Raw genomic sequence first — 25,475 nt, 5'->3', positions numbered from 1 at the left:
GGATTGCCGGAAAATGGCTATAAAAAAACCGCCCCTGTCAGGAGCGGTAATTGAACGGTGGGTGATTATGAACGCAGGTCAATCACCATACGGCCACGGATCTGGCCCTGTTCCATCTCTTTGAAGATGGCGTTGATGTCCTCGATCGGGCGCATCGTGACTTTCGGCACGACTTTACCTTCAGCGGCGAACTGGAACGCTTCCTGCAGATCCTGACGGGTACCGACCAGCGAACCCACCACCTGAATGCCGTCCAGCACCAGGCGAGGAATGTCGAGGCTCATCGCTTCCGGCGGCAGACCAACGGCGACCACGCGGCCACCGGCACGCACGGCATCCACCGCCGAGTTGAAGGCGGCTTTTGCGACGGCAGTGACGACTGCGGCATGCGCGCCGCCGGTTTTTTCCTGCACAATTTTAGCGGCATCTTCGCTGCGGGAGTTGATGGTGAGATCCGCACCCATGCTGGCCGCCAGCTTCAGCTGTTCGTCGTTAACGTCAAGGGCGATGACTTTGGCGTTAAAGACGTTTTTGGCGTACTGCAGCGCGAGGTTACCCAACCCGCCGAGACCGTAAATCGCAATCCACTGGCCCGGTTTAATACCCGATACCTTCACTGCTTTGTAGGTGGTGACACCCGCGCAGGTAATGCTGCTGGCCGCCGCCGAATCCAGACCGTCCGGCACTTTTACCGCGTAATCCGCGGTGACGATGCACTCTTCCGCCATGCCGCCGTCAACGGAGTAACCGGCGTTTTTCACGTCACGGCACAGGGTTTCGTTGCCGGAATTACAGTATTCGCAGTGCCCGCAGCCTTCAAAGAACCAGGCCACGCTTGCGCGGTCGCCGACTTTCAGCGACTTCACGCCAGGGCCGACTTCTTTAACGATACCAATCCCTTCATGGCCCAGGATGACCCCGGTTTTATCGCCGAAATCACCGTTCTTCACGTGGAGGTCGGTATGGCATACGCCACAGCACTCCATCTTCAGCAGGGCTTCCCCATGCTTTAGCGGGCGTAAGGTTTTTTCGGTAACGTTGACCTGGTGATCCTGAGTGACAACAGCAGCCTTCATGTGTATCTCCTTGTTCATGATAAGAATCTGCATAGCAGGTGTAGTACCTCTTAAGGATTAATACATTAGCCTGGTAATGCAAGGCTGCAGCAACATAATGTCATCATTTGATTCGATTTCAGATTAAGAATACGGCGTTCCTCTAATAATTAAGGGGGAAAATTCTGGCCCGGCGAGGCGCTCGCCGGGCGCAGACTTACAGCTGGGCTTCTATCTCCTCTATCTCTTTACGCCATTGCGCCTGCAGCTGCGGCTTTTGATGCTTCGGCTTACGCGCCAGATCGTTTTCCAGCAGCGTTTCCAGCGCGACCAGGCGTTCAAGCAGATCGTCATACGGCGAGGGGCGATCCGTCGGCGCCGCGATGTCAGGCGCAGTGGATGTGACCAGCCCCGCGCGATCACGCAGCCGCTCAAACACCGCTTCTGCATCGTGCCACTCGCTCAGTTTTCCCTCTTCAATCAGCCAGAAACGGTTGCAGCTTTGGCTAATTAACTGACGGTCATGGCTGACCAGCAGGACGCCGCCTTCGAACTGCTGAAGGGTGTGCGCCAGCGCCTCTTTGCCTTCCATGTCCAGGTGGTTGGTAGGCTCATCCAGCATCAGCAGGCTATAGCGGGCAAGCGTCAGGCCAACGAACAGCAGGCGCGAGCGTTCGCCTCCGCTGAGCGTGCTGACCGTTTGTCCGTGACGCGCCCACGGGAAACCGGCGCTTATCAGGGCCATTTTGCGGTTCTGCGGATCCGGAGCGAAAGGCTCCAGCGCGTCGAGCAGCGTGGCGTTGTCGGGCAGCTGATTCAGCGTCTGGTCGTAATAGCCCGGCGACACGCGCGGGTGCAGCTTCAACCCGTCGTGGGTCAGTTCATCGGTAAACTGTCGCCAGATAAGCTTCATCAGCGACGATTTACCGCAGCCGTTACGACCGACAATCGCCACGCGATCGCCGCTTTTTAACCGCGCAACGTCGACGCTGAACAACGCAGGCAGGCCCGGAGCAGGGGGCACGTCAAGGTTTTCCATCTCCAGTAAACGGTCGGCCCGCAGCGCGTCGCCGCGAAGGGTTAGCGTCCACGGGCTACCTGCCGTGAGTTCCGTCTGGCTCTCCCTGAGCCGTTCGACCTGCTTTTCCATCTGTTTGGCTTTTCGGGCCAGGTCTTCGTTGTCGTAAACCTTGCCCCAGGTCGCCAGCCGCTTCGCGCTGGCGGTCACGCGGTCGATCTCCTTTTGCTCCGCCTTGTGGCGCTGCGCATCGCTCTCATCTTTTGCTTCAAGCGCCTTGCGTGCTGCCGTACAGGGAAGGGCAAAGTAGTGCAGCGTTTTATCGCGCAGGATCCAGCTGCCGTTGGTGACGGCATCCAGTAGCTGTCTGTCATGCGAGACCAGCACAAAGCTGCCCGACCAGTTCTGTAGGAAGTGTTCCAGCCAGAGCATGGTCGGCAGGTCCAGGTGGTTGCTGGGTTCATCCAGCAGGAGCAGGTCCGGCTCGTGAATCAGTGCCCGGGCCAGCAGCAGGCGGGTGTGCTGTCCGCCGCTCAGCGTGGCGGATTGCAGCATCGTATCCTGCGGCGTGAAGCCCATGCTTGCCAGCAGCGTTTCGGCTTTCCAGCGCAGGCTTTCCCGTTCAGTTGAGGGCAACTGGGCCAGGACGGCATCCAGCATGGTCAGCGGAAAAATAGCGCCCGGGAGATGTTGCTCCACGCGTGCCATCAGGCAGTGCCCGGCCAGCGAGACCGTTCCGGCGGCGGGGGAGTCAGTGCCGTCCAGCACCTTCAGCAGCGTACTTTTACCGCAGCCGTTGTCGCCCAGCAGGCCAATGCGATCGCCTTTTTTCAGCGTAAAGGAGAGTGAGTCGAAGAGCGTGCTAAACGCCGTATCAACGCGTAAAGATTGTGCAGTGAGTAAAGTGCTCATTGTTGCTTACCCAAGAGTTACAGGCATGTTTATGCCTCGTCAAACATCGCTGACGATAACTCAGTAAGCCCGAGAGAAGGGATTTCAGGGGTTGGTGTCTTCGCTCAAGCAGAAGTTATCGCAGCACGATACCGATAACGCTTGAGCTGGTGCGATCACCAAATGTATGTGAAACATTGAAAATTTCACGATACAGCATAATTGGCCTCCTTATATATTCAGTGGGTTAATGGATGAAAGGAGTGTAGCGGGGGAAAAGGGGTTTGGCTAGTGGGTATTCGATGGTGCGGTTTGTTGCCCTCACCCTGACCCTCTCCCACAGGGAGAGGGAAAACAGCCAGCCCGTAGGCCCGGTAAGCGAAGCGCCACCGGGCGGAGCGGATTAAATCGACGTACGGCGATAGCTGCGGTATTCAGGCTTCCAGAAGTTGTCGTCGATGGCCTGCTGCAGCGCGTCGGCAGAGGTTTTCACCGCCACGCCCTGCTGCTGCGCCATTTTACCCACCGCAAACGCGATAGCGCGCGACACCTTGTGAATATCCTTCAGCTCAGGCAGAACCAGACCTTCGCCGTCGTTGACCAGCGGCGAGTGGCCCGCCAGGGTTTCGCTCGCCGACATCAGCATTTCGTCGGTGATTCGGGACGCGCCGGAGGCAATCACCCCCAGACCAATGCCCGGGAAGATATAGGAGTTGTTGCACTGGGCAATCGGATAGGTTTTATCCTTCCACACCACCGGATCGAACGGGCTGCCGGTCGCAACCAGCGCGTTACCTTCGGTCCAGGCGATGATGTCCTGCGGCGTCGCCTCCACGCGGGAAGTCGGGTTAGACAGCGGCATCACGATAGGGCGCTCGCAGTGCTTGTGCATCTCGCGAATAATCTCTTCAGTGAAGAGACCGGTTTGCCCGGAAACGCCGATCAGAATATCCGGCTTCACGTTGCGCACGACGTCCAGCAGGGAAAGGACTTCGTTGTCGGTATCCCAGTTTTTCAGGTTTTCGCGTTTCTGCACCAGCTTCGTCTGGAATGGCAGAAGGTTCGGCATGCCGTCGGTCAGCAGGCCGAAACGGTCCACCATAAAGACGCGGGAGCGGGCCAGCTCTTCGCTTAAGCCTTCGCGCTGCGTCTGGGCGATAATCTGCTCGGCAATACCGCAGCCTGCGGAGCCTGCGCCAAGGAAGACGATTTTCTGGTAGCTCAGCTGGCTTCCCGCTGCACGGCTGGCGGCGATAAGCGTACCCACCGTGACGGCTGCGGTGCCCTGGATATCGTCGTTAAAGGAGCAGATCTCATCGCGATAGCGGTTCAGCAGCGGCATCGCGTTTTTCTGCGCAAAGTCTTCAAACTGCAGCAGCACGTCCGGCCAGCGGTGCTTCACGGCCTGGATGAAGTCGTCGACAAACTGATAGTACTCGTCGTCGGTAATACGCGGATGACGCCAGCCCATATAGAGCGGGTCGTTGAGCAGCTGCTGGTTGTTGGTGCCGACGTCCAGCACTACCGGCAGGGTATACGCCGGGCTGATGCCGCCGCAGGCGGTGTAGAGTGAGAGCTTACCGATTGGGATCCCCATCCCGCCAATGCCCTGGTCGCCGAGGCCGAGAATACGTTCGCCGTCAGTCACCACAATCACTTTGATATTGTGGTTAGGCACGTTCTGCAGAATATCGTCCATGTTGTGACGGTTCTGATAAGAGATGAATACCCCGCGGGAGCGACGGTAGATCTCTGAGAAACGCTCGCAGGCGGCACCCACCGTCGGGGTGTAGATCACCGGCATCATCTCTTCAAGATGGTTTTGTACCAGGCGATAGAAGAGGGTTTCGTTGGTGTCCTGAATGTTGCGCAGGTAGATGTGTTTGTCGATTTCAGTTTTGAAACCCTGGTACTGGATCCACGCGCGCTCTGCCTGTTCTTCAATGGTTTCAACCACTTCAGGCAGTAAACCCAGCAGGTTAAAGCTGCTGCGCTCTTCCATGCTGAAGGCGCTGCCTTTGTTGAGCAGGGGGAATTCGAGTAAAACCGGTCCGGCATATGGGATGTATAAGGAACGATGTTTTTTCAGTTTGTTGTCCATGTCACTCACTCTTTTTATGAAGATCCGTCCCTGACACTGCTGTTTGTCATCTTTCTGGCCTGTGCGATGGGGTGCGGTCCGGCGGTATTATAAAGGAGCTAAATATTAATTACCGCAACACATAAACAAAAACACCATCGGGATTGCCGATGGTGTTCTGGATCTCAGTCTGGAACTTACTTGCCCGCGTGGCGTTTTCTGCCGGTGGCGTGAGTGACTTGCGTTTCGTGGTCGCCTTCAATCACCACTTTGCGCTGATTAGAAAGCTTGTAATTCAGTCCCAGAATATGGCGTGCCTGACGGTTCGATTTCATATTAACTCCTCAATCCTGTTGATAGTTTTAAGGACCAGTTTGCTTACGCAAACGAAATGTAACCCCTTAGGTTGCAGATCCAGCTTAGCAGGTTTTTACAAGGGTGCGTTTTGCCCGCTGACGACGTAGTTAATGGTCTGCTGGTAGATGTCACTGAGGATGTCATTATCTGTGGATTCCACCCACTTGGTCAGTTCCATCAAAATGTCATCTTCAGTCACAGCACCGTGCTCGGCGTGAAGACCCTGTGCAATCGCGTTAACGAGTTCAGGTTGTGCTGCTGCGGTATTTGCCGGGTAATAAGTAAACATGCTGCCTCCGTGTCGTTGTCTGTTTAATGGTACGGCTCGCAAAAAAATTAATTCATAAACAGAATGGCAAATATTTTCCCGGTTGTGGCTCAGATTCATCTTAGAAATAAAAATGACATAAGTGTATGCTTTTGTGTGGTTTTGAAATGTGGGGGTAAATCGACGTGGCGTTGAGAGAATATTATGACGGTGCTCCTGCTATCACGAAAATATAGCAGGAGCAGAGTTTACATTACCACTTCATTTCGCCGGTATTCACCTTAGCGCTTAATTCCAGCGAGCTCTCTTCAGCCAGGTTCGGATACTGTTTTTTCAGGGTGCTGATGACGCCTGCAGAATCTTTATGAACGGATAAGGCCTTTTCAAAGCGCTGGAGATAGTCACGGGTAAAATCAATCGCCCCCGTCCCGGCTGGTGGGGTGCCCAGATAGTGACCCGGGATGACGCGCTCGGGTTTGTGCGCCGCCATATTCACCAGCGTTTCCTGCCACTGCTTACGGCTTTCCGCTGTCTGGGTGTCTGCCGTCCAGACGTGAATTCCCCAGGCTACCCCGGTGCCGCCGAGGATGGTTTTCGCTGACGGGATCCACACATAGGCCGCGTAGCTGTCAGGCTGTTCGATATCGATCTTTTCTCCGTCCACCATAAACGTGGTGGAGGCGAGCACCTGCGGGACGACCAGCTCGGTTGGCGCGCCGTCTTTCATCTGCGGACCCCAGAAGGCGAGCTTGGCGTCTTTGGTAGCCTTGATGTGGTCAACCACATGCTGCGTGGCCACCACTTTGGCGTTCGGGAAGGCTTTGACCAGCGGCTGCAGGCCAAAATAGAAATCCGGATCGCCGGAGGTGATCACAATCTTGTTCAGGGTTTTACCGCTTTGACGAATTTTCTCTACCAGCGCTTCGCCATCCTTCACGCTGAACTGCGCGTCAAACAGCACCGCTTCTTTCGGGCCGGAAACCAGCGTGGAGGAGACCGCGAAAATGCCTTTCTCCTGAGGGTTATAGGTATCAATGCTCAACGGTGCGGCAAAAACAGCCGGAGTGAAAAGCGTGGAAAGCAGGGCAAGGTGAGTGAATTTCATACTGTTGTCTCTGTTGTTCAGGAATGTCTCTATTGTACGGATAATCGCATTTGCCAGAATTCCTGAAACAGGACATGCTTAGTTTCATAAATCGAGCAAATGGAGCTTATATGGATCGCGTTATTGCCGCCCAGGTTTACAACCGGATATGCGAGCTGGGAAGTTTGAGCGCGGCGGCCCGCGCGCTGGGTATTTCCCGACCAATGGTGAGCCGCTACCTTGAACAGATGGAAAAGTGGGCGGGTACGCGTCTGGTAAACCGCTCCACGCGCAAGCTGACGCTGACTGCAGCAGGGGAAAAGGTGCTGCAAAAAACGCGGACCCTCTCGCAGATCTCGCAGGAAATTGAAGGCCAGTCAGAGAAAGATCTCCCGTCAGGTACCCTGCGGGTGGCCTGCGCGCACTTTACCGCGATGCACCTGATTGCGCCGGTGCTGCCCGGTCTGCTCTCGCGTTACCCGCAGCTGCGCATCGAACTGGATGTGAACAACCATCCGGTGAGCCTGGTGGGAGAACGCATTGATGTCGCCGTGCGCATTACCGACAACCCCGAACCCGGCATGATTGCCCGCCGGCTGGGGGAGTGTCGCTCGGTGCTCTGCGCCTCGCCGGAGTATCTGGCGCAGCACGGCACGCCCGTCAGCCCCGAAGAATTAGCCCGGCATAACTGCCTGCACTACAGCTTTTTTGCCGGGCAGTCCTGGCACTTCCTGACGCCGGAAGGCGAAAGCCTGAGCGTGGCCGTCAGCGGCAACCTGAGCGCCAGCATCTCTTCGCTGCTGATGGACGCGGCTGTTAAGCACTGCGGTATCGCCATGCTGCCGGAGCGTGAGGCGCGAACCGCGCTGGCGCAGGGAATACTGGTGCCGGTACTGGAGACGCTGGAGCCGAAACCGCTGGCCATCCATGGCATTTATCAGTCCCGGGAATACCAGCCTGCCGCGCTGCGGGTGTTCCTCGACGCGCTGGCGCACCATTTACTCAGTGACTAAGACTCGTCTGTCTTGCCCGCAAAATCCGAGCAGTCTTCTATACTTAACCCTTTGTAAGCCAAAAGGAGAGCAAGAATGACTATTCATAAGCACGGTTCGGCACACTGGTCTGGCGACATTAAGCGCGGTAAAGGGACGGTTTCCACCGAGAGCGGCGTTCTCAATCAGCAGCCTTATGGTTTCAATACCCGCTTTGAGGGTGAAAAGGGGACCAACCCGGAAGAGCTGATCGGCGCGGCACATGCGGCCTGTTTTTCGATGGCGCTGTCGCTGATGCTCGGGGAAGCGGGCTATACCGCTGACGCTATTGATACCACCGCGGACGTCTCTCTGGATAAAACCGACGGCGGCTTTGCGATTACGAAGGTTGCCCTGAAAAGCAAGGTGACCGTTCCCGGCATCGCTCCTCAGCAGTTTGACGGTATTATTCAGAAAGCGAAAGCGGGCTGCCCGGTTTCGCAGCTCCTGAAAGCCGAGATTACCCTGGACTACACGCTAAATTAACTCCCTGCCGGGTTTGCGCCCGGCTATCCCTTCAGTGCGGCGGGAAACACCTCCGCCAGCCACGCAATAAACACCTTAAGACGGTGCGTCAGATGCCGGTTCTGAGGGTAAACCACATGAAACGGATAGGCGGCAGGGCGCCAGTCGCTCAGGATCGCCGTCAGCGTACCCGCCTGTAAATACGCATTTGCCGAATACTCAAACGTCTGAACGATCCCCAATCCCGCTGCGGCAGCCGCCAGATGGGCATTACTTTCGTTTACGCCGAGATAATGCGGAATATTGATTTCCAGCGTCTCGCCGTTCTCTCTGAAGCGAAACGGAAATGCCCGCCCGGTGACGGGCGAGAGGTAGCTAATGAGCTTGTGCCCGTTGCACAGCTCCTGCGGATAGGCCGGAACGCCATGGTTTTTCAGGTAACCCGGCGTCGCGCAGGTAACCATTTCGGCGTTGCCAATATGGCGGGCGATGAGGGTCGAGTCGTTCAGCGGGCCGCCGCGGATGACGCAGTCTACGTTACCGCTGATAAGATCCACCGGACGATCGGCTACCCCAAGGTCGATGCGGATTTCCGGATAACGCTGCATAAAATCCGGCAGCAGGGGAATAAGCACGTCCCGAGCGGTGGAGCCGCCCACGTCAACCCGCAAATGCCCTTTGGGCGTCGCGCGGGAAACGCGAAACGCGGTGTCGATATCTTCGATATCTATCAAGACCCTGAGCGCTTTTTCATAGTAATCCGCCCCTTCCGGCGTCGCGACCACCCGGCGAGTCGTCCGGTGCAGGAGACGTATCTCAAGATGCGACTCAAGCGCTTTCACCAGCTTGCTCAGGGTGGCAATGGGCATGTTCAGCGAGTCCGCCGCGCGGGTAAAGCTGCCGGTTTCCACCACCCGGGTAAACGCGCGCATCGCCATTAGCTGGTCCATTCGGCTCCCCTGATTATTTCTGTGTGTGAATAGTCATTTTCATTTTTGCCGGTTTTTCACTAATCCGGCAAGGGCTAAAGTTTGTCCAACGCAAACCCAACAAAAGGTAAATGACATGAACACGACTCTCTCAGGAAAAATCGCACTGGTCACCGGCGGCAGCACCGGCATCGGTCTTGCCACGGCGCAGGAGCTTGCTGCACAGGGCGCGAAGGTGTACGTCACCGGACGACGTCAGGCCGAGCTGGACGCGGCGGTGGCTGAAATCGCTTCAACGGCAGTGGGCATTCGCGCTGACGTGTCAAAACTGGCGGACCTGGACGAGGTCTATGCCCGGATAGCCAAAGAAGAAGGCCGCCTCGATATTCTGTTCGCCAATGCGGGTGGCGGCGATATGCTGCCGCTGGGCGCGATAACCGAAGAGCAATTTGACCGGATTTTCGGCACCAACGTCCGCGGGGTGCTGTTTACGGTACAGAAGGCGCTGCCGCTGCTGTCCGCCGGATCCTCGATTATTCTGACCGGCTCGACGGTGTCCATTAAAGGGACGGCAAACTTTAGCGTCTACAGCGCCAGCAAGGCCGCCGTGCGCAACTTTGCCCGCTCCTGGGCGCTGGATTTGCAGGGCCGTGGGATCCGCGTCAACGTGGTAAGCCCGGGGCCGATCAAAACCCCTGGCCTCGGCGATCTGGTGCCGGAAGAACATCGTCAGGGGCTGTACGACGCGCTGGCCGCACAGGTGCCGCTCGGCCGTTTAGGCGCGCCGGGTGAGGTGGGTAAAGCGGTGGCGTTTCTGGCCTCCGACGCGGCCAGCTTTATTAACGCCACCGAGCTGTTCGTGGACGGTGGGATGGCGCAAATTTAACCCAGACTGCGCCAGCAGCGGACATCACGGCCCTCGCGAGAGGGCTGTAACGGCTGAGGACGTTCGCACCCCTGCGCGGCCATCGGGCATCGGTCACGGAAAAAACAGCCTTCGGGCAGATGACGGTTGCCGGGAAGCTCCGTTTTGCGTAAGGCCAGCGTCTCATCCAGCGGTTCACCGGTGCGGGGAACCGAATCGAGCAGCAGACGAGTGTAAGGATGGCGCGGCTCCCCTAGCACCTGAGCGGCGCTGCCCAGCTCCACAATCTGCCCAAGGTACATCACCGCCACGCGGTCGCTCATGTGCCTGACCACCGAGACGTTATGTGAGATCAACACGTAGGTCAGATTACGCTGCTGTTGCAGGGTCACCAGCAGGTTGAGGATCTGCGCCTGCACGGAGATATCCAGTGCGCTGGTGGGTTCATCGAGCACGATGATATCCGGATCGGACGAGAGCGCCCGGGCGATGGCAATGCGCTGGCGCTGCCCGCCGGAGAAGGCGTGCGGAAGCCGGTCGAGATACTCCGGGCGAATGCCCACCTGTAGCGCCAGGTTTTCAGCCAGCTGACGGCGTTCGCGCTCGCTGCTGCGCTTTTGTACCCACACCGGCTCGGTGATAATGCGCCAGACCGGCAGGCGCGGGTCGAGCGAAGAGAGCGGATCCTGAAACACCATCTGCATGCCGCCCGCATGGTGCGCCCGCTGGCAGGTGCCGATGCTGGGTTTAAGCATGCCCATCAGCAGTTGGGCCAGCGTGCTTTTCCCGCAGCCGGACTCCCCGACAATGCCAAGCGTCTCTCCCCGACGGATTTTAAGGTCGAGCCCGTTGAGCGCGTGGACCTGTTCCGTCACGCGGCCCAGCCAGTTTTTACGTGCCGCAAAATTCACGTGCACGCTATCCAGTTCCAGCAGTACATCAGACATGGGCTTTCTCCCGTTGTGGATACCAGCAGGCAGCCTGTTGGCCTTCTGCGCCATGGGGCTGTAAGCGCGGTGTTTCGCTGCATTTCGTCCCGGCGGCAAAGCAGCGCTCGCGGAACGCGCATCCCTGCGGAAGCTGGCTGAGGTTGGGGACCGTGCCGGGGATGGCGGGAAGCGGGGCGCGCGGCTGGCCGTTTTCCGGCGCGCACTGCAGCAGGCCAATGGAATAGGGATGTACAGGCTGGTGGATCAGCGTTTGCGTGGCACCGCTCTCGATCACGCTGCCCGCATACATCACGTACACTCTGTCGCAGAGCTGGGACACCACAGCCATATCGTGGCTGATAAACAGCACCGAGGTGCCGCTGGCCCGTGCCTTGTGCTTCAGCAGGCGCAGCACCTGCAGCTGGACGGTGACGTCCAGCGCGGTGGTCGGTTCGTCGGCGATAATCAGCTCCGGCTCGCAGGAGAAGGCAAGGGCGATCATCACCCGCTGGCGCATCCCGCCGGACAGCTCAAACGGATAGCGCGCCATGACCGCTTTCGCATCCGGGATTTGCATCTCTTCCAGCAGGGTAATCGCCTTCTGCTGCGCCTCATGCCGGGAAAGCGACTGATGCTGGCGGATCACCTCGACCATCTGTTTGCCAATCCGCCGCGTCGGATTGAGGGCGGTCATGGGCTCCTGAAAAATCATCGCGACCTTTGCGCCGCGCCACTGGCGAAGCTGTTTCTCGGATGCCGCCAGGACATTTTCGCCGAGTAATTTCACCTGACCATGATGAATGCGGTAGCTGCCTTCCGGCAGCAGCCGCATGGCGAGCATGGCGGTCACCGATTTACCTGAACCGGATTCGCCCACCACGCCGACAATTTCACCCCTGCCGATCTCCAGCGAGACGTGGTTCAGCGCGTGGACCTCGCCGCGGAAAATCGGGAAGCTCAGATGCAGGTCTTCAATCTTGAGTACCGGATCGGTCATCACTGTTTACCTCCCGATTTCGGATCCAGCAGATCGCGGATACCGTCGCCAAACAGGTTAAAGCCCACGGCGGTTATCAAAATCGCCGCACCGGGAAACGCGCAGTACCACCACTGGTCCAGAACGTAGTTACGGCCGACGGCCACCATCGCGCCCCATTCGGCGGTCGGCTGCTGCGCCCCCAGGCCAATAAACCCCAGCGTGGCGGCCATCAGGATGGCGCTGCCGATGTCCAGCGACGCCTGCACGATCAGCGGCGGCAGGGCGTTGCGCAGGATGTGCCAGCGGATCAAATGCCAGCGGGAGGCGCCAAAGGTGCGGGCGGCCTGCACGTAGGTAAACTGGCGTACCACCAGGGTTTGGCCGCGTGCCAGGCGGACGTAAAACGGAATGCGGACAATCGCAATCGCCAGCATGGCGTTAAACAGGCTCGGCCCGAGCGCGGCGGCCAGCGCCATGGTCAGCACCAGGGAAGGTATCGAGAGCATAATGTCCATCACCCGCATGATGACGGCGTCGCCGCGCCCGCCCAGCACGCCGGACAGACAGCCCAGCAGCGAACCGATGCCGCCCGCGATCACCACCACCGCCAGTCCGGCGGTAATGGACTGCTGGCTGCCCGCCAGCACGCGGCTGAACAGATCGCGGCCCACCTCGTCGGTACCAAACCAGTGCTGCGCAGACGGCGCCTTCAGGCGCGCGGTCAGATCCAGCGCGTTCGGGTCGTGCGGCACGATCCACGGTGCGGCCACCATAATGAAAAGCATCACAAGCATAATGACGCCACCAACGATCGTGAGCGGGCTTTGACGCAGCATCCAGAACAGCTTTGCCCAGTTGATGCGTTGTCTGACGGGTTTAACCGGGACGGGCGTTTCCTGCGTTAACATCATTCGGCACCTCCGCGCCCAATTCGCGGGTCAATCCACAGGTAAAGCAGATCGACCACCAGATTAACCAGCACGTAGGCCAGCGAAACAACGACGGCAAAGCCCATCACGGCAGGGAAATCGAGCGCCTGAATGGATGTCACCACCCAGGCCCCCATGCCCGGCCAGGCAAAGACGGTTTCAGTCAGCACGGCACCGTACAGCAGGTCGCCCAGCGCCAGCCCGAGCACGGTAATCGACGGGATCATCGCATTCGGCAGGGCGTAGCGCAGGACGATATACCAGCCGGGCAGGCCGCTGGCGCGGGCCGTGCGAATGTAGTCTTCGCTAAGCTGCTCCAGCATCGCCGAGCGAACCTGACGCGCCACGATGCCCAGATGCACAAACGCCAGCGTCAGCGAGGGCAAAATCAGGTGCTGCAGCGCATTGAAAAAGACCTCTCCGTTACCTTCCAGCAGGGCATCCAGCAGGTAAAAGCCGGTGACGTGGGCAGGTGGGTCGAGCCAGTCGTCCAGCCTGCCGCCGCCCGGCAGGATCTGCAGGTGCCCGTAGAACAGGACAATGACGCCCAGACCGAGCCAGAAGGCCGGGGTGGAGATCCCGGTCATCGCCATTAAACGTACCAGGTGATCCAGCCAGCGGTTGCGGTATACCGCCGACAAAATTCCCAGCGGCACGCCGATGACCAGCGCCAGCAGCAAGGAACAAAAGGCCAGCTCCAGCGTGGCGGGGAAAAAAGCCTTCAGGTCTTCCGCAACCGGACGGCCGGTCCGGATGGAGGTGCCTAAATCACCATGGGCCAGGGCGTCCACGTAGCGGCCAAACTGAACGTACAGCGGCTGATCCAGCCCCAACTGCTGGCGAATGTTCTGCACGATATCGTCGCTGGCGCGGTCGCCGGCCAGCAGACGGGCCGGATCGCCGGGGATCAGGTGCGAAATAATAAAAGTGATAATACAGACACCGGCCACCACCAGGAGTAACCCCCAGCAGCGCTGGCGCACGATGCTCCAGAACGTCATACACTTTCCCCCGGCGAGAACCGTTATTTACTCATGGTGGCGATGTTAAACACCTGCTCGAGCATCGGATTAAAGGTGAAGCCTTTGACCTCTTTGTTCATCGCCAGCTGGTAGTTCTTCTGGAACAGATAAACGTAGGCCGCCTCGTCGATAACCACTTTCTGCGCCTGCTGGTAATCTTTAGTGCGTTCCGCCTGGTCGGTGGTTTTCAGCGCGGCCTGCAGCAGGGAATCGACCTCTTTGTTCTCATAGAACGAACGGTTGCCCGGCAGCCCTTTCTTGTCCGATTCGAACCAGTAGTTCATGAACATGTACGGGTCGGCAAAATCCGGACTCCAGTTGCCGATGGCGATGTCGTAATCGCCTTTGCCGACGCGGTCGCGCATGGTGGCGTTGGCCAGTTTTTCCAGCTTGACGTTAATGCCGATCTTGCCAAGGCTGGCCTGCGTTGAGAGCGCGATAGGCTCCCAGTTCGGATCGTTGTCAGAGTAGAGGAAGGTCAGGCTGGCGGGCTTGTCTTTAACCTTCTCCAGGGACGCTTTGGCTTTGGCCTCGTCGAGGCTGTACTGCATGGCCGTGGCATCAAAGCCCCACATGCCTTCCGGGATCGGGCCGCGCATCTGCTTGCCGTTGCCGCTCAGAATGCCTTTCACCATCCCCTGATAGTCCGTCGCCCACGAGACCGCGCGGCGTAAATCGACCTGATTGAGCGGCGCTTTGCTGTTGTTGAGGTAGAGATAGGTCACGCGCAGGGACGGGTATTCGGCGACGGCGACTTTCCCTTCCTGCTTCAGGGCCGCCAGCTGATCGACCGGCAGGGAGTCGGCAATGTCCAGGTCACCGCGGGAAAGCTGCAGACGACGCGACGCGCTCTCACCGATAATTTTCACCGAGACGCGCTTGAAGTGCGGCTTGTCGCCCGACCAGTGCGGGTTTGGCACCAGCACCAGCTGCTGGCCTTTCTGCCAGCTCTTCAGCATAAACGGCCCGGACCCGGCGGTGTTTTGCGCCAGATACCCGCGCGCGTCGTCCGCGGCATTGGCCTTCAGCACCGTCGGGTTAATGATGGAGGCGCCGTCGTTCGCCAGGGTGTAGAGGAAAGGCGCGAACGGCTGGCTGAGGGTGAATTTCACCGTATGGTCATCAACGGCATCAATTTTCAGATCTTTTGGAAAGGCTTCAGACGGCCCCTGGCTGAGCTTCAGCAGGCGTTCAAAGGAGAGTTTGACCGCCTCGGCGGTGACCGGCGTGCCGTCGGAGAATTTGGCGTTATCCGCCAGGGTGAAGGTCCACTCTTTCTGGTCGTCGGAGGCTTTCCAGCCCGTCGACAGATCGCCTTCCACCTCGGTTGAGCCTGGCTTGTACTTGACCAGACGCTGGTAGGACGGATAGGTGACGGTCCAGTCGTTGTTATCGATAGTGATGGCCGGATCGAGCGTTTGCGGGTCGGCGGCTTTACCGATGACCAGCATGTCTTTCGGGACGGCAGCCAGCGCCAGCGGTGCACTAAGGGCCAGCGTGGCGGCAATGACGGTCGAGAGAAGCGATGTTTTCATGGCAGTGCTCCAGGTTTAAAGAGGGGTGTGCGTCAGGGGAAAACAGGCAAAACGGTCATCAAGCAGCGGGTAGCTGGCGGCGTTCGGCAGTTCGAAGTGCCACCATTCGCTGCCGATCCCGACAAAACCGCCGCCGAACATGATGGCGTTCAACAGCAGACGGTTGCGCTGGGCGTGGGGCGGCACGGAAGGGTGATACGGATGCGAGCGGTCATGCATTTCGTCAAAACCGGCGCCCATATCCAGCACGGCGTTATGCTCGTCCATCAAGGTCACGTCGATGGCCGTGCCGCGACTGTGGTTGGAGCCAATCGCCACGTCGACAACATATTCCGGGTTCGGGCAGGCCTCCCACAGCTGGGCCTGCGCCTGCTGCGGCCGATAGGCGTCGTAGACCACCAGCTTCAGTCCGGCCAGCGTAGCAATGCTGATGGCTTTTGCCAGCGCGGTGGCCGCGTCGGTATGCAGCAGGCACAGCGCCTCCTGGTAAATTGGGCGGCCGGTAATATTGTCGGCGGTGGCGTACTTCAGATCGATATGCAGCGTGGGGAACGTCTTCGCCACATCAATCAGTTCACTCTCTACGGGCATAGCTCCGCTCCTTTAGCGTTCGAATTGACCAAACTCTTGTTGTAATTGTCGGTTTACTGCCAGGCGCGCCGGAAGCGCATCACCCAGCGCTTCCACCACACCCGACAGCAGCAGGTTGAACAGACAGCTCACGGGGGCAAGTGAATCCCAGAAATGACCGGTATCGGTTTTCACCTGCAGTAAATCAATCGGATAATCCCGCGCCCACGGGCACCAGATATCGGTGATTAAGGCCAGCGGAATGCCTTTCTCGCTCGCGACGCGGCAGTACTGTCGGGCCATCGTGGAGTAGGTACGCGTATCGGTCAGCACGACATAAGGGTGCGCAAACCCGGAGTTCAGGGATTCCACCCAGCTGCCGGATGCCCCTTCGGAGTAGCTCACCCGCGGGCGGAGGTATTCAAGGTGGCTGAAGAAGGCGTTGGCGATCCCGCGCGTGGACTGGATCCCCAACACAAAGACCGCGTCCGCGTGGGCCAGATGGTGCACCACCTGACGAAAAGCGTCCGTTTGCGCCAGCTGATACACCTGCGTGATGGCGTCCACTTCCAGTGACAGGGCGTGCTGAAGGCGGTTGGGCAGGGGGCGCTGCTGCTGCCAGGAGTCGAGGCGCTCGTTCATGCCCCAGGGCTGATACGGATCGCGCAGGCTTTTTTTGGCATCCTCCAGGTTGCGATACCCCAGCTTGCGCAGAAAGCGTCCGACGGTGATCCCGCTGGTTCCGCTCGCCAGCCCGACGCTCTCCGCCGTTTCAAACGGGATTTGCGCGGCGTGCGCCAGCAGCCAGCTTCCGACCCGCTTCTCGCTGGGGGTCAGCTGGCTGAACGTCGCTTCGATACGGCTCAACATCTCAGGTTTCGTCGTCATACCGCCTCGCTGTTAACAGGCTGTCAATGGCCGAAATTGTGTTACCTGATTAACAATGCATGACGCGTGCCATGTTCACAGGCGGGCGAAAACCCGCTGCGCAGTAAACTTCATGCAATATTTGGTTAATCAATGATCAACATTTGTGCAGCGTAGTTCACTTTTGGTGCACTGGCTGACCGGACAGGTATGAATTTGGTGAATACGTCAGCCTGTTCACATTTTTGATAAGATAGAAGCACTGAGAACATAAAAGGGATCCCTCATGGCGAATTTGCCCTGGCGAGTCAGCGTGCGCCTGATCGCGCTTGCAAAGAAAACAGGAATGGTCGTGGGGATCGTCCTGGTCGTCCTGCTGGCGGTGCGGGTGTATCTCTCGCAGCAGGGGCCGGAACTGCACCTGTGGCACACCTGGCGGGCAGATGAGATGTCCGTTCGCGAGCTGGATAACGCCGATTTTGCCGGGTACCTCGCCCGGGAAAAGGCGATTTTCACCGATCTGGATAACGCGGTGACGGCGAAAACAGCGGGCGAGGAACAAACCCCGTTAAACCGCTATTACCGCCAGAGCCTGGTGTGGCCGGGTCAGTTTGCCCCCGATGCCAACCGCTCCTTTGTGCTGATGCCAGCCGGCAAGCCCCGCGGCGCGGTGGTGCTGCTGCACGGGCTGACGGATTCGCCATACAGCGTCAGGCACCTTGCCGTGAACTATCAGCAGCACGGCTTTGTGGCCGTGGTCCCGCGTCTTCCCGGCCATGGCACCGCGCCCGGCGCGCTGACGGATGTTGATTGGGAAATGTGGCTGGCGGCCACGCGCCTTGCCGTACGGGAAGCTACGCGCCTGGCGGGTGAGGCTGTGCCTCTGCATCTGGTGGGCTACTCCAACGGCGGGGCGCTGGCGATGAAATATGCCCTCGATGCGCTGGACGCGCCAGCGCTGCGTAAACCACAGCAGGTGATCCTGCTCTCACCGATGATTGGCGTGACGGCCTTTGCGCGGTTCGCCGGTTTCGCCGGGCTACCGGCGCTGCTGCCGCCGTTTGCCAAAGCGGCCTGGCTGAATATCTCCCCGGAATATAATCCGTATAAATACAATTCGTTCCCGGTGAACGCCGCCCGCCAGTCGTGGCTGCTGACGAAGGCCCTGCAGGAGCAGATTGGCCGCGCGGCGCGGGAAAACAGGCTGGCGAATTTGCCGCCGGTGCTGGCGTTCCAGTCGGTGATGGACTCCACGGTCAGTACCCGCGCGGTGGTCAGCGGCCTATTTGACCAGCTTCCGGCAAACGGCAGCGAGCTGGTGATGTTCGATATCAACCAGGCGGCGAGCTTCCGTCCGCTCTTCAAACCGTCGTCCTGGACGGCCACCACGGCGCTGCTACCGGTCGCGCAGAGACGTTACGGTGTCACGATTATCACCAATGCCAGCGAGCACAGTTTCTCGACGGTGGCGAAAATAACCCCGGCAGGCAGAACGCAGGAGACGGTGGTGCCGCTTGCCCAGTCCTGGCCGCAGGATGTCTATTCCCTGTCGCACGTTGCGGTGCCGTTCCCGCCGGATGACGATCTCTATGGTCGCGAACCTGGGGTGAAAAACCGCTACGGTATCAGCCTGGGGACGATTGCGCTCTGGGGAGAAACGTCCGTATTAAGCGTCGGAAAAGAGGCGCTGATGCGGGTCACCTCGAACCCGTTTTACGACTTTATGCAGGAGAGGATTAACAGCCGGATCGGGGACGAGAAAAAGTAACGTTCCCCTGTAGCGTGAATATGTTAGGTCGCATTGATTAAGTATGTTACATAGTAGCTTCAAGGCACCTCTCTTTCTCATTGGAACCCCTTTTTGTGCTGACGACTCTGATCTACCGAAGCCAGTTGAATTTATCCCGCCCGTCCACTGAACTGCGGGAGCTGGTGGCGCGCGCCAGGGGCCGCAACACAAAACTGGCTATTACCGGCGTCCTCCTGGCTAATGGGAATGAGGTTCTGCAGATCCTCGAAGGGTCGGAAGAGAGTGTGGTCAAACTTTTCCATACCATCCGTGAGGACAAGCGGCACAGCGGGGTGGTAGAACTGCTGCGGGACTATGGTCCGCGCAGACGCTTCGAAAACGTCGGCATGCTGCTGTTCGATCTGCAAACGCAGTCGCCGAAAGAGGTGTTGCAGTCGGTGCTGCGCTACAGCAAGCTGGACAGCTATCTGACCTCCGACGATCGGGTGTTCAAATTTATTCAGACCTTTATAACCGGTAAACGTCCGGTCCCGTCGGGGGCACGCTACACCGCGGACAAATGGACGCTCTCGACCGAAACGCTACCCTTTGGCGAACACCTGGGCCTGATTGCCGGGCAAACCTGCCAGTTCGCGCTGCAGCCTATTGTCGAGCCCTCGGAAGGGAAGATCAGCTCCCTTGAGGCGCTTATCCGCGGCAACGACGGCGGCAGCCCGGAGCATTTCTTCAGCACCGTCAACCCGGACAACGTCTACGAAGTCGATCTCCAGACAAAAGCCTATGCCTTTGCGCTGGCGGAAAAGCTGGGCATTGGCAGCCATAAAATCGCGGTAAACCTGCTGCCCATGTCGCTGGTGAATGTCCATGGCGCAGTGGAATTTCTGGTCGATCAGATTAAAAAACATGGCCTTCAGCCGGAGCAGGTGGTCATTGAAGTCACTGAAAACGAGATGATCTCCGGGTTCAACCAGTTTAACAGTGCCATCAAGCAGCTTCGCGGTGAGGGGATTGGCCTGGCGATCGATGATTTTGGCTCGGGCTATGCCGGACTTTCGCTGCTGACCCGGTTCCAGCCGGATAAAATTAAAATCGACCGGGAAATTGTCAGCAATATCCACCTGAGCGGCCCGAAGCAGGCGATTGTGCGCTCCATCATCAGCTGCTGCTCCGATCTTGAAATCACCCTGGTGGCGGAAGGCATCGAGAAAATTGAGGAGTGGTGCTGGCTCGAATCTGCCGGGATCCGACGCTTTCAGGGATTCCTGTTTGCCCGGCCGCAGCTGAATGGCGTCGGCGATATCCACTGGCCGCATCTGGTGCGTTAAGTCAAATTTCCCTCCCGTTATTTCCCCTTAGCCCGGCCTGTGCTTAAATAGCTAAAACGGTTTAACATAGTTTAGCTTGCGAGGATCACATGAAGAAAATCTGGGTACTTGGCGATGCGGTAGTGGATTTGCTGCCCGATGGAGAAGGTCGATTACTGCAGTGTCCCGGTGGCGCGCCGGCGAACGTCGCGGTCGGTATTGCCAGGCTGGGCGGCCAGAGCGCCTTTATCGGCAGGGTTGGCGACGATCCTTTCGGGCGCTTTATGACGAAAACGCTCGCTGACGAGCGGGTTGACGTGACGTGGATGCGCCTTGACCCGGCGCGCCGCACCTCAACGGTGGTGGTCGATTTGGACGACCACGGCGAGCGATCGTTTACCTTCATGGTGCGCCCGAGCGCCGATCTGTTTCTCGAACCCGCCGACCTGCCGTCGTTCAGCGCCGGGGAGTGGCTGCACGTCTGCTCCATCGCCTTAAGCGCCGAGCCGAGCCGTACTGCGACCTTTCAGGCGATGGCCGCCATCCGGGAAGCGGGCGGTTACGTCAGTTTCGACCCCAATATTCGCCCGGATCTCTGGCCGGATGAGAACGAACTTCACCGCTGTCTTGAACAGGCGTTGCAAAGCGCTGATGTAGTGAAACTCTCGGTAGAAGAGTTGGCCTTTTTCACCGGCAGCGCGGAGGTCAACGGCGGTCTGGAGGTGCTGATGCAGCGCTGCCCGGCGCGTCTGGTGCTGGTTACCCAGGGAAAAGCGGGCGTAACCGCGTGGCATGAAGGTACCATAAACCACTACCCGGCAACGCCTGTGCAGTGCGTCGATACGACCGGTGCGGGCGATGCCTTTGTGGCGGGGCTGCTCTACGGGCTGGCCGCCGGACAGGACCTGACGCCAGTTATCGCGCTCGCCCAGCGCTGCGGCGCACTGGCTACCACCGCCAAAGGGGCGATGACCGCGTTGCCCTGGCAGCACGACCTGTAATTTCTCCTCTCCTGGCCGTCATCCGGCGGCCTGAATTGTCGCCTCGATCACACTTACTAAATCGGTTTAGCAAAAAAGATTGCCGATCCAAAATTCACAGGTTTAGTATCAGCAACCTAAACCGGTTTAGCAATTTAGCACGTTTAATGACTTCTTTTATGGATGCGACAAAATGTATAAAAAACGCAGACTTGCCGTGATGATAGGCATGCTGGCCGGAAGTACCTCTGTTTTTGCCCAGACGGATATGTCCAGTATTGAAGCGCGCCTTGCCGCGATGGAGCAGCGCCTTCAGGACGCGGAGACGCGCGCGCAGGTGGCTGAGAAACGCGCCGCGGCAGCAGAACAAAAAACGCAGCAGCTGGTTGCCGCTCAGCAGCAGGCGCAAACGACGACCCAGGAGGTGGCGCAGCGCACCACCGCGCTGGAGAAAAAGGCGGATCAGACCGGCGGGTTTGAGTTCCACGGCTATGCCCGCTCTGGCCTGCTGATGAACGATGCGGCCTCCAGCAGCAAAAGCGGCCCTTACCTGACGCCAGCCGGTGAAACCGGCGGTGCGGTGGGGCGTCTGGGTAACGAAGCCGACACCTACGTCGAGCTGAACCTCGAGCACAAGCAAACCCTGGATAACGGGGCGACCACGCGCTTCAAGGCGATGCTGGCCGATGGTCAGAGAACCTATAACGACTGGTCAGCCGATACCAGCGACCTCAATATTCGCCAGGCCTTCGCAGAGCTGGGCAACCTGCCTGATTTTACCGGCGCGCTGAAGGGCAGTACCTTCTGGGCGGGTAAACGCTTCGACCGCGACAACTTTGACATCCACTGGCTGGATTCCGACGTGGTGTTCCTGGCCGGTACCGGCGGCGGCGTTTATGACGTGAAATGGAACGATTCGCTGCGCAGCAACTTCTCCATTTATGGCCGCAACTTCGGCAGCGTTGAGCAGACCGACAATAACGTTCAGAACTATATCCTCAGCATGAACCACTTCGCCGGCCCGTTCCAGTTGATGGTAAGCGGCCTGCGGGCGAAGGATAACGACGACCGTAAAGACACTAACGGCGATCTGATTAAAACGGATGCCGCCAATCACGGCGTTCATGCCCTGGTGGGCTTGCATAATGACAGCTTCTACGGCCTGCGCGAAGGGACCGCTAAAACGGCGCTGCTGTATGGTCACGGGCTGGGTGCGGAGGTGAAAAGCATCGGCTCCGACGGCGCGCTGCTGTCTGACGCGGATACCTGGCGCTTCGCAAGTTACGGTGTCACGCCGATCGGCGGTGGCTGGAGCGTTGCGCCGGCCGTTCTGGCACAAAGCAGTAAAGATCGCTACGTCAAGGGCGATAGCTATGAGTGGGTAACACTCAACACCCGCCTGATCAAAGAGGTCACCCAGAATTTCGCGCTGGCCTTTGAGGGCAGCTATCAGTACATGGATTTAAACCCGGAAGGCTATAAGGATCGCAACGCCGTGAACGGCAGTTTCTACAAGCTGACCTTTGCGCCAACCTTAAAAGCAAGCAAAATCGGCGATTTCTTCAGCCGTCCCGAACTGCGCCTGTTTGCCACCTGGATGGACTGGAGCAGCAAACTGGATCATTACGCCAGCGATGATGCCTTTGGCAGCAGCGGTTTCAACGCCGGCGGGGAATGGAACTTTGGGGTCCAGATGGAAACCTGGTTTTAACCCATCACGCTCCCGCCTGGCGGGAGCGTTTCGCACATCATAAAAAGAAGTCAGGCAGAGGTATCTATGGATTTTAATCAAATCGCCCGCGAGCTTATTCCGCTGCTCGGTGGCAAGGAAAATATCGCCAGCGCGGCGCACTGCGCAACGCGTCTTCGTCTGGTGCTGGTCGATGACGCGCTGGCGGATCAGCAGGCTATCGGCAAGGTCGACGGTGTGAAAGGCTGCTTTCGTAACGCCGGGCAGATGCAGGTGATTTTTGGCACGGGCGTGGTCAACAAGGTGTACGCCGCCTTTATTCAGGCGGCGGGGATTAGCGAATCCAGTAAATCTGAGGCTGCGGATCTGGCGGCGCGCAAGCTGAACCCGTTCCAGCGCATTGCCCGTCTGCTCTCCAACATCTTTGTGCCGATCATCCCCGCGATTGTGGCGTCCGGTCTGCTGATGGGCCTGCTCGGTATGGTGAAAACCTACGGCTGGGTCAATGCGGATAACGCCATCTATATCATGCTGGACATGTGCAGCTCGGCGGCGTTTATCATTCTGCCTATTCTGATTGGCTTTACCGCCGCGCGCGAATTTGGCGGTAACCCGTATCTCGGCGCGACGCTGGGCGGCATTCTGACCCACCCGGCGCTGACCAACGCCTGGGGCGTGGCATCGGGCTTCCACACCATGAACTTCTTCGGTCTTGAGATCGCGATGATTGGCTATCAGGGCACGGTATTCCCGGTGCTGCTGGCCGTCTGGTTTATGAGCATCGTGGAGAAAAACCTGCGCCGCGCGATCCCGGATGCGTTAGACCTGATCCTGACGCCGTTCCTCACCGTCGTCATCTCCGGCTTTATCGCCTTGCTGATTATCGGCCCGGCGGGGCGCGCTCTGGGGGACGGTATCTCCTTTATTCTGAGCACGCTGATCGCCCACGCGGGCTGGCTCGCCGGGCTGCTGTTCGGCGGACTGTATTCGGTGATTGTGATCACCGGTATTCACCACAGCTTCCACGCGATTGAAGCCGGGCTGCTGGGCAACCCGTCGATTGGCGTTAACTTCCTGCTGCCGATCTGGGCCATGGCGAACGTGGCGCAGGGCGGTGCCTGTCTGGCGGTGTGGTTCAAAACCAAAGATGCCAAAATCAAAGCCATTACCCTGCCGTCGGCGTTCTCTGCAATGCTGGGTATCACCGAAGCGGCCATTTTTGGTATCAACCTGCGATTCGTTAAGCCGTTTATCGCTGCGCTGATTGGCGGCGCGGTGGGCGGGGCCTGGGTGGTCTCCGTGCATGTGTACATGACCGCTGTCGGGCTGACCGCGATTCCGGGGATGGCCATCGTGCAGGCCAGCTCGCTGCTCAACTATATTATCGGCATGGTGATTGCCTTCGGCGTGGCGTTTACCGTCTCACTGCTGCTGAAATATAAAACGGATTCTGAATAATGACGTTACCTTCCCGCTGGCCTGCGATCCTGCAGGCCGTTATGACAGGTCAGCCGCGGGCGCTGGCGGACAGCCATTATCCGCAATGGCACGCCGCGCCGGTGACGGGGCTGATGAACGACCCGAACGGGTTTATCTGGTTCGCTGGCCGCTATCACCTGTTCTATCAGTGGAACCCCCTGGACTGCGAGCACCGCTTTAAGTGCTGGGGGCACTGGAGCTCTCCGGACCTGGTGCACTGGCGGCATGAGCCGCTGGCGCTGATGCCTGACGAAGCGTATGACCGCAACGGCTGCTACTCCGGTAGCGCCGTCGATAACGAGGGCGTTTTGACCCTGTGCTACACCGGCAACGTCAAGTTCGATGACGGCAGCCGCACCGCCTGGCAGTGCCTGGCCGTGGAGCAGCCGGACGGGACCTTCAGGAAGCTGGGGCCGGTGCTGGCGCTGCCGGAAGGCTACACCGGCCACGTGCGCGACCCGAAGGTGTGGCAGCACGAGGGGATGTGGTACATGGTGCTCGGCGCGCAGGATGTGCAGAAGCGCGGCAAGGTGCTGCTGTTTAAATCAGCCGATTTGCACGCCTGGACATCCTGCGGGGAGATCGCCGGTCACGGGGTTAACGGCCTGACGGACGCGGGTTATATGTGGGAGTGTCCGGACCTGTTTGCCCTCGACGGGACACATGTCCTGATCTGCTGCCCGCAGGGGCTGGCGCGCGAGCCGCATCGCTATCTCAATACCTATCCGGCTACCTGGATGAGCGGGGCGTTTGATTACGCCAGCGCCGCTTTCGATCACGGCGAGCTTCACGAGCTGGACGCGGGGTTTGAGTTTTACGCCCCACAAACCACGCTGGCGGAAGATGGACGCCGCATCCTGATTGGCTGGATGGGCGTACCGGACGGGGAAGAGATGCTTCAGCCCACCCGGGCGCACGGCTGGATGCACCAGATGACCTGCCCGCGCGAACTACGCTATCGCGACGGCAGGCTCTGGCAGACCCCGGCGCGCGAACTAGCGGCGCTGCGTGAAGATGAGCAGCACTGGCAGGGGCGCGCCAGCGACGCGCCCGAACTGGACGCGATGCGCCTGGAGTTTGAGCTGGACGCATCGCAGGTGAACGTCGATTTTGGCGGCGCGCTTCGTCTCACGCTCGATGAGCAGGGTATACTCCTGGAACGCGCGAGCCTGAAAACCGGTGAAACGCTGACCCGCTACTGGCAGGGCGACGTCCGTCATTTACGCGTTCTGTGCGACCGCTCCAGCGTTGAAATTTTCATCAATCACGGTGAAGGGGTGATGAGCAGCCGCTATTTCCCTGACCATCCGGCCCGGGTGCGATTCGAAGGTGCGTCCGATATCACATTACGCTACTGGTCGCTGCGCGCCTGCATGATAGAATGAGGGTTTTGGCAGC

At 58.9% G+C, this 25,475-nt stretch carries 23 protein-coding genes; 9 read left to right on the top strand and 14 right to left on the bottom strand.

Annotated features, from left to right (window positions below):
- Positions 1–65: 65 nt before the first annotated feature.
- From adhP to V1572_RS14735, 6 genes are all read right to left on the bottom strand, one after another.
- Positions 66–1,076 carry an alcohol dehydrogenase AdhP gene (gene adhP, locus V1572_RS14760; RefSeq protein WP_008501719.1) on the bottom strand — a complete coding sequence of 337 codons (1,011 nt, stop codon included), beginning with the start codon at positions 1,074–1,076 and terminating at the stop codon, positions 66–68.
- A 196-nt stretch (positions 1,077–1,272) separates the two neighbouring features.
- Positions 1,273–2,985, bottom strand: a complete 1,713-nt coding sequence (locus tag V1572_RS14755; protein WP_395299319.1) for an ABC-F family ATP-binding cassette domain-containing protein — start codon at positions 2,983–2,985, stop codon at positions 1,273–1,275.
- A 382-nt stretch (positions 2,986–3,367) separates the two neighbouring features.
- On the bottom strand, positions 3,368–5,065 hold the full coding sequence (locus V1572_RS14750; protein ID WP_008501715.1) for an NAD-dependent malic enzyme: 1,698 nt from the start codon (positions 5,063–5,065) through the stop codon (positions 3,368–3,370).
- A gap of 176 nt (positions 5,066–5,241) precedes the next feature.
- Complete coding sequence (sra, locus tag V1572_RS14745; RefSeq protein ID WP_008501714.1) at positions 5,242–5,379, bottom strand: stationary-phase-induced ribosome-associated protein; 138 nt, start codon at positions 5,377–5,379, stop codon at positions 5,242–5,244.
- A gap of 95 nt (positions 5,380–5,474) precedes the next feature.
- Complete coding sequence (bdm, locus tag V1572_RS14740) at positions 5,475–5,690, bottom strand: biofilm-dependent modulation protein (RefSeq protein ID WP_013096534.1); 216 nt, start codon at positions 5,688–5,690, stop codon at positions 5,475–5,477.
- A 232-nt stretch (positions 5,691–5,922) separates the two neighbouring features.
- On the bottom strand, positions 5,923–6,774 hold the full coding sequence (locus V1572_RS14735; protein ID WP_023292348.1) for a Vmh family MBL fold metallo-hydrolase: 852 nt from the start codon (positions 6,772–6,774) through the stop codon (positions 5,923–5,925).
- Between the two features lie 110 nt (positions 6,775–6,884).
- On the opposite strand from V1572_RS14735, the gene V1572_RS14730 reads away from it, so the two are divergent.
- Both V1572_RS14730 and V1572_RS14725 read left to right on the top strand, forming a co-directional pair.
- Positions 6,885–7,766, top strand: a complete 882-nt coding sequence (locus V1572_RS14730) for a LysR family transcriptional regulator (RefSeq protein WP_045908780.1) — start codon at positions 6,885–6,887, stop codon at positions 7,764–7,766.
- Positions 7,767–7,841: 75 nt separating this feature from the next.
- The gene (locus V1572_RS14725; protein WP_008501708.1) at positions 7,842–8,270 is read left to right on the top strand and encodes an OsmC family protein; all 429 of its coding nucleotides are present in this window, start codon (positions 7,842–7,844) and stop codon (positions 8,268–8,270) included.
- Between the two features lie 23 nt (positions 8,271–8,293).
- Here the strand turns inward: V1572_RS14725 and V1572_RS14720 are convergent, their stop codons facing one another.
- Positions 8,294–9,199 carry a LysR family transcriptional regulator gene (locus tag V1572_RS14720; protein WP_090416843.1) on the bottom strand — a complete coding sequence of 302 codons (906 nt, stop codon included), beginning with the start codon at positions 9,197–9,199 and terminating at the stop codon, positions 8,294–8,296.
- Between the two features lie 115 nt (positions 9,200–9,314).
- Between V1572_RS14720 and V1572_RS14715 the strand changes: the two genes are divergently transcribed.
- Entirely contained in the window at positions 9,315–10,064 is a 750-nt protein-coding gene (locus V1572_RS14715) for an SDR family NAD(P)-dependent oxidoreductase (protein WP_223539020.1), read from the top strand.
- Here V1572_RS14715 and V1572_RS14710 read toward each other — a convergent pair.
- The 7 genes from V1572_RS14710 to V1572_RS14680 are packed head-to-tail and all read right to left on the bottom strand — an operon-like array spanning position 10,061 to position 16,895.
- On the bottom strand, positions 10,061–10,990 hold the full coding sequence (locus V1572_RS14710) for an oligopeptide/dipeptide ABC transporter ATP-binding protein (protein ID WP_395299318.1): 930 nt from the start codon (positions 10,988–10,990) through the stop codon (positions 10,061–10,063). The two genes, V1572_RS14715 and V1572_RS14710, sit on opposite strands and share 4 nt — an antisense overlap.
- Entirely contained in the window at positions 10,983–11,969 is a 987-nt protein-coding gene (locus tag V1572_RS14705) for an ABC transporter ATP-binding protein (protein ID WP_395299317.1), read from the bottom strand. The genes V1572_RS14710 and V1572_RS14705 overlap by 8 nt, the downstream gene beginning before the upstream one ends.
- Positions 11,969–12,862 carry a D,D-dipeptide ABC transporter permease gene (ddpC, locus tag V1572_RS14700; protein WP_395299316.1) on the bottom strand — a complete coding sequence of 298 codons (894 nt, stop codon included), beginning with the start codon at positions 12,860–12,862 and terminating at the stop codon, positions 11,969–11,971. The genes V1572_RS14705 and ddpC overlap by 1 nt, the downstream gene beginning before the upstream one ends.
- Entirely contained in the window at positions 12,859–13,881 is a 1,023-nt protein-coding gene (locus V1572_RS14695) for an ABC transporter permease (RefSeq protein ID WP_023327529.1), read from the bottom strand. Before V1572_RS14695 ends, ddpC begins: the two co-directional genes overlap by 4 nt.
- Positions 13,882–13,904: 23 nt before the next feature.
- On the bottom strand, positions 13,905–15,437 hold the full coding sequence (locus V1572_RS14690; RefSeq protein WP_395299315.1) for an ABC transporter substrate-binding protein: 1,533 nt from the start codon (positions 15,435–15,437) through the stop codon (positions 13,905–13,907).
- A 15-nt stretch (positions 15,438–15,452) separates the two neighbouring features.
- The gene (gene ddpX / locus V1572_RS14685) at positions 15,453–16,028 is read right to left on the bottom strand and encodes a D-alanyl-D-alanine dipeptidase (protein WP_025911023.1); all 576 of its coding nucleotides are present in this window, start codon (positions 16,026–16,028) and stop codon (positions 15,453–15,455) included.
- Positions 16,029–16,040: 12 nt separating this feature from the next.
- Positions 16,041–16,895, bottom strand: coding sequence for a MurR/RpiR family transcriptional regulator (locus tag V1572_RS14680; RefSeq protein ID WP_045410261.1), 855 nt, complete (start codon positions 16,893–16,895; stop codon positions 16,041–16,043).
- Between the two features lie 265 nt (positions 16,896–17,160).
- Between V1572_RS14680 and V1572_RS14675 the strand changes: the two genes are divergently transcribed.
- The 6 genes from V1572_RS14675 to V1572_RS14650 all read left to right on the top strand — a co-directional run bounded on the left by V1572_RS14675 (position 17,161) and on the right by V1572_RS14650 (position 25,462).
- Positions 17,161–18,642, top strand: coding sequence for an alpha/beta hydrolase (locus V1572_RS14675; protein ID WP_395299314.1), 1,482 nt, complete (start codon positions 17,161–17,163; stop codon positions 18,640–18,642).
- A gap of 95 nt (positions 18,643–18,737) precedes the next feature.
- Complete coding sequence (locus V1572_RS14670; RefSeq protein WP_395299313.1) at positions 18,738–19,949, top strand: diguanylate phosphodiesterase; 1,212 nt, start codon at positions 18,738–18,740, stop codon at positions 19,947–19,949.
- 89 nt (positions 19,950–20,038) lie between these two features.
- A complete protein-coding gene (locus V1572_RS14665) occupies positions 20,039–20,929 on the top strand; it encodes an aminoimidazole riboside kinase (protein WP_395299312.1) in 891 nt (296 codons plus the stop codon).
- 172 nt (positions 20,930–21,101) lie between these two features.
- On the top strand, positions 21,102–22,619 hold the full coding sequence (locus tag V1572_RS14660) for a carbohydrate porin (RefSeq protein WP_262780765.1): 1,518 nt from the start codon (positions 21,102–21,104) through the stop codon (positions 22,617–22,619).
- Between the two features lie 66 nt (positions 22,620–22,685).
- A complete protein-coding gene (locus V1572_RS14655) occupies positions 22,686–24,056 on the top strand; it encodes a sucrose-specific PTS transporter subunit IIBC (protein ID WP_023619263.1) in 1,371 nt (456 codons plus the stop codon).
- Complete coding sequence (locus tag V1572_RS14650) at positions 24,056–25,462, top strand: sucrose-6-phosphate hydrolase (RefSeq protein WP_395299311.1); 1,407 nt, start codon at positions 24,056–24,058, stop codon at positions 25,460–25,462. The genes V1572_RS14655 and V1572_RS14650 overlap by 1 nt, the downstream gene beginning before the upstream one ends.
- The last annotated feature ends 13 nt before the right edge of the window (positions 25,463–25,475 follow it).

The sequence above is a fragment of the Enterobacter quasiroggenkampii genome (assembly GCF_043972695.1).
GTDB classification, from domain to species: Bacteria; Pseudomonadota; Gammaproteobacteria; order Enterobacterales; family Enterobacteriaceae; genus Enterobacter; species Enterobacter quasiroggenkampii.
Note: the sequence above shows the minus strand (reverse complement) of the source record. Positions and strands in the feature narration are given on the sequence as shown.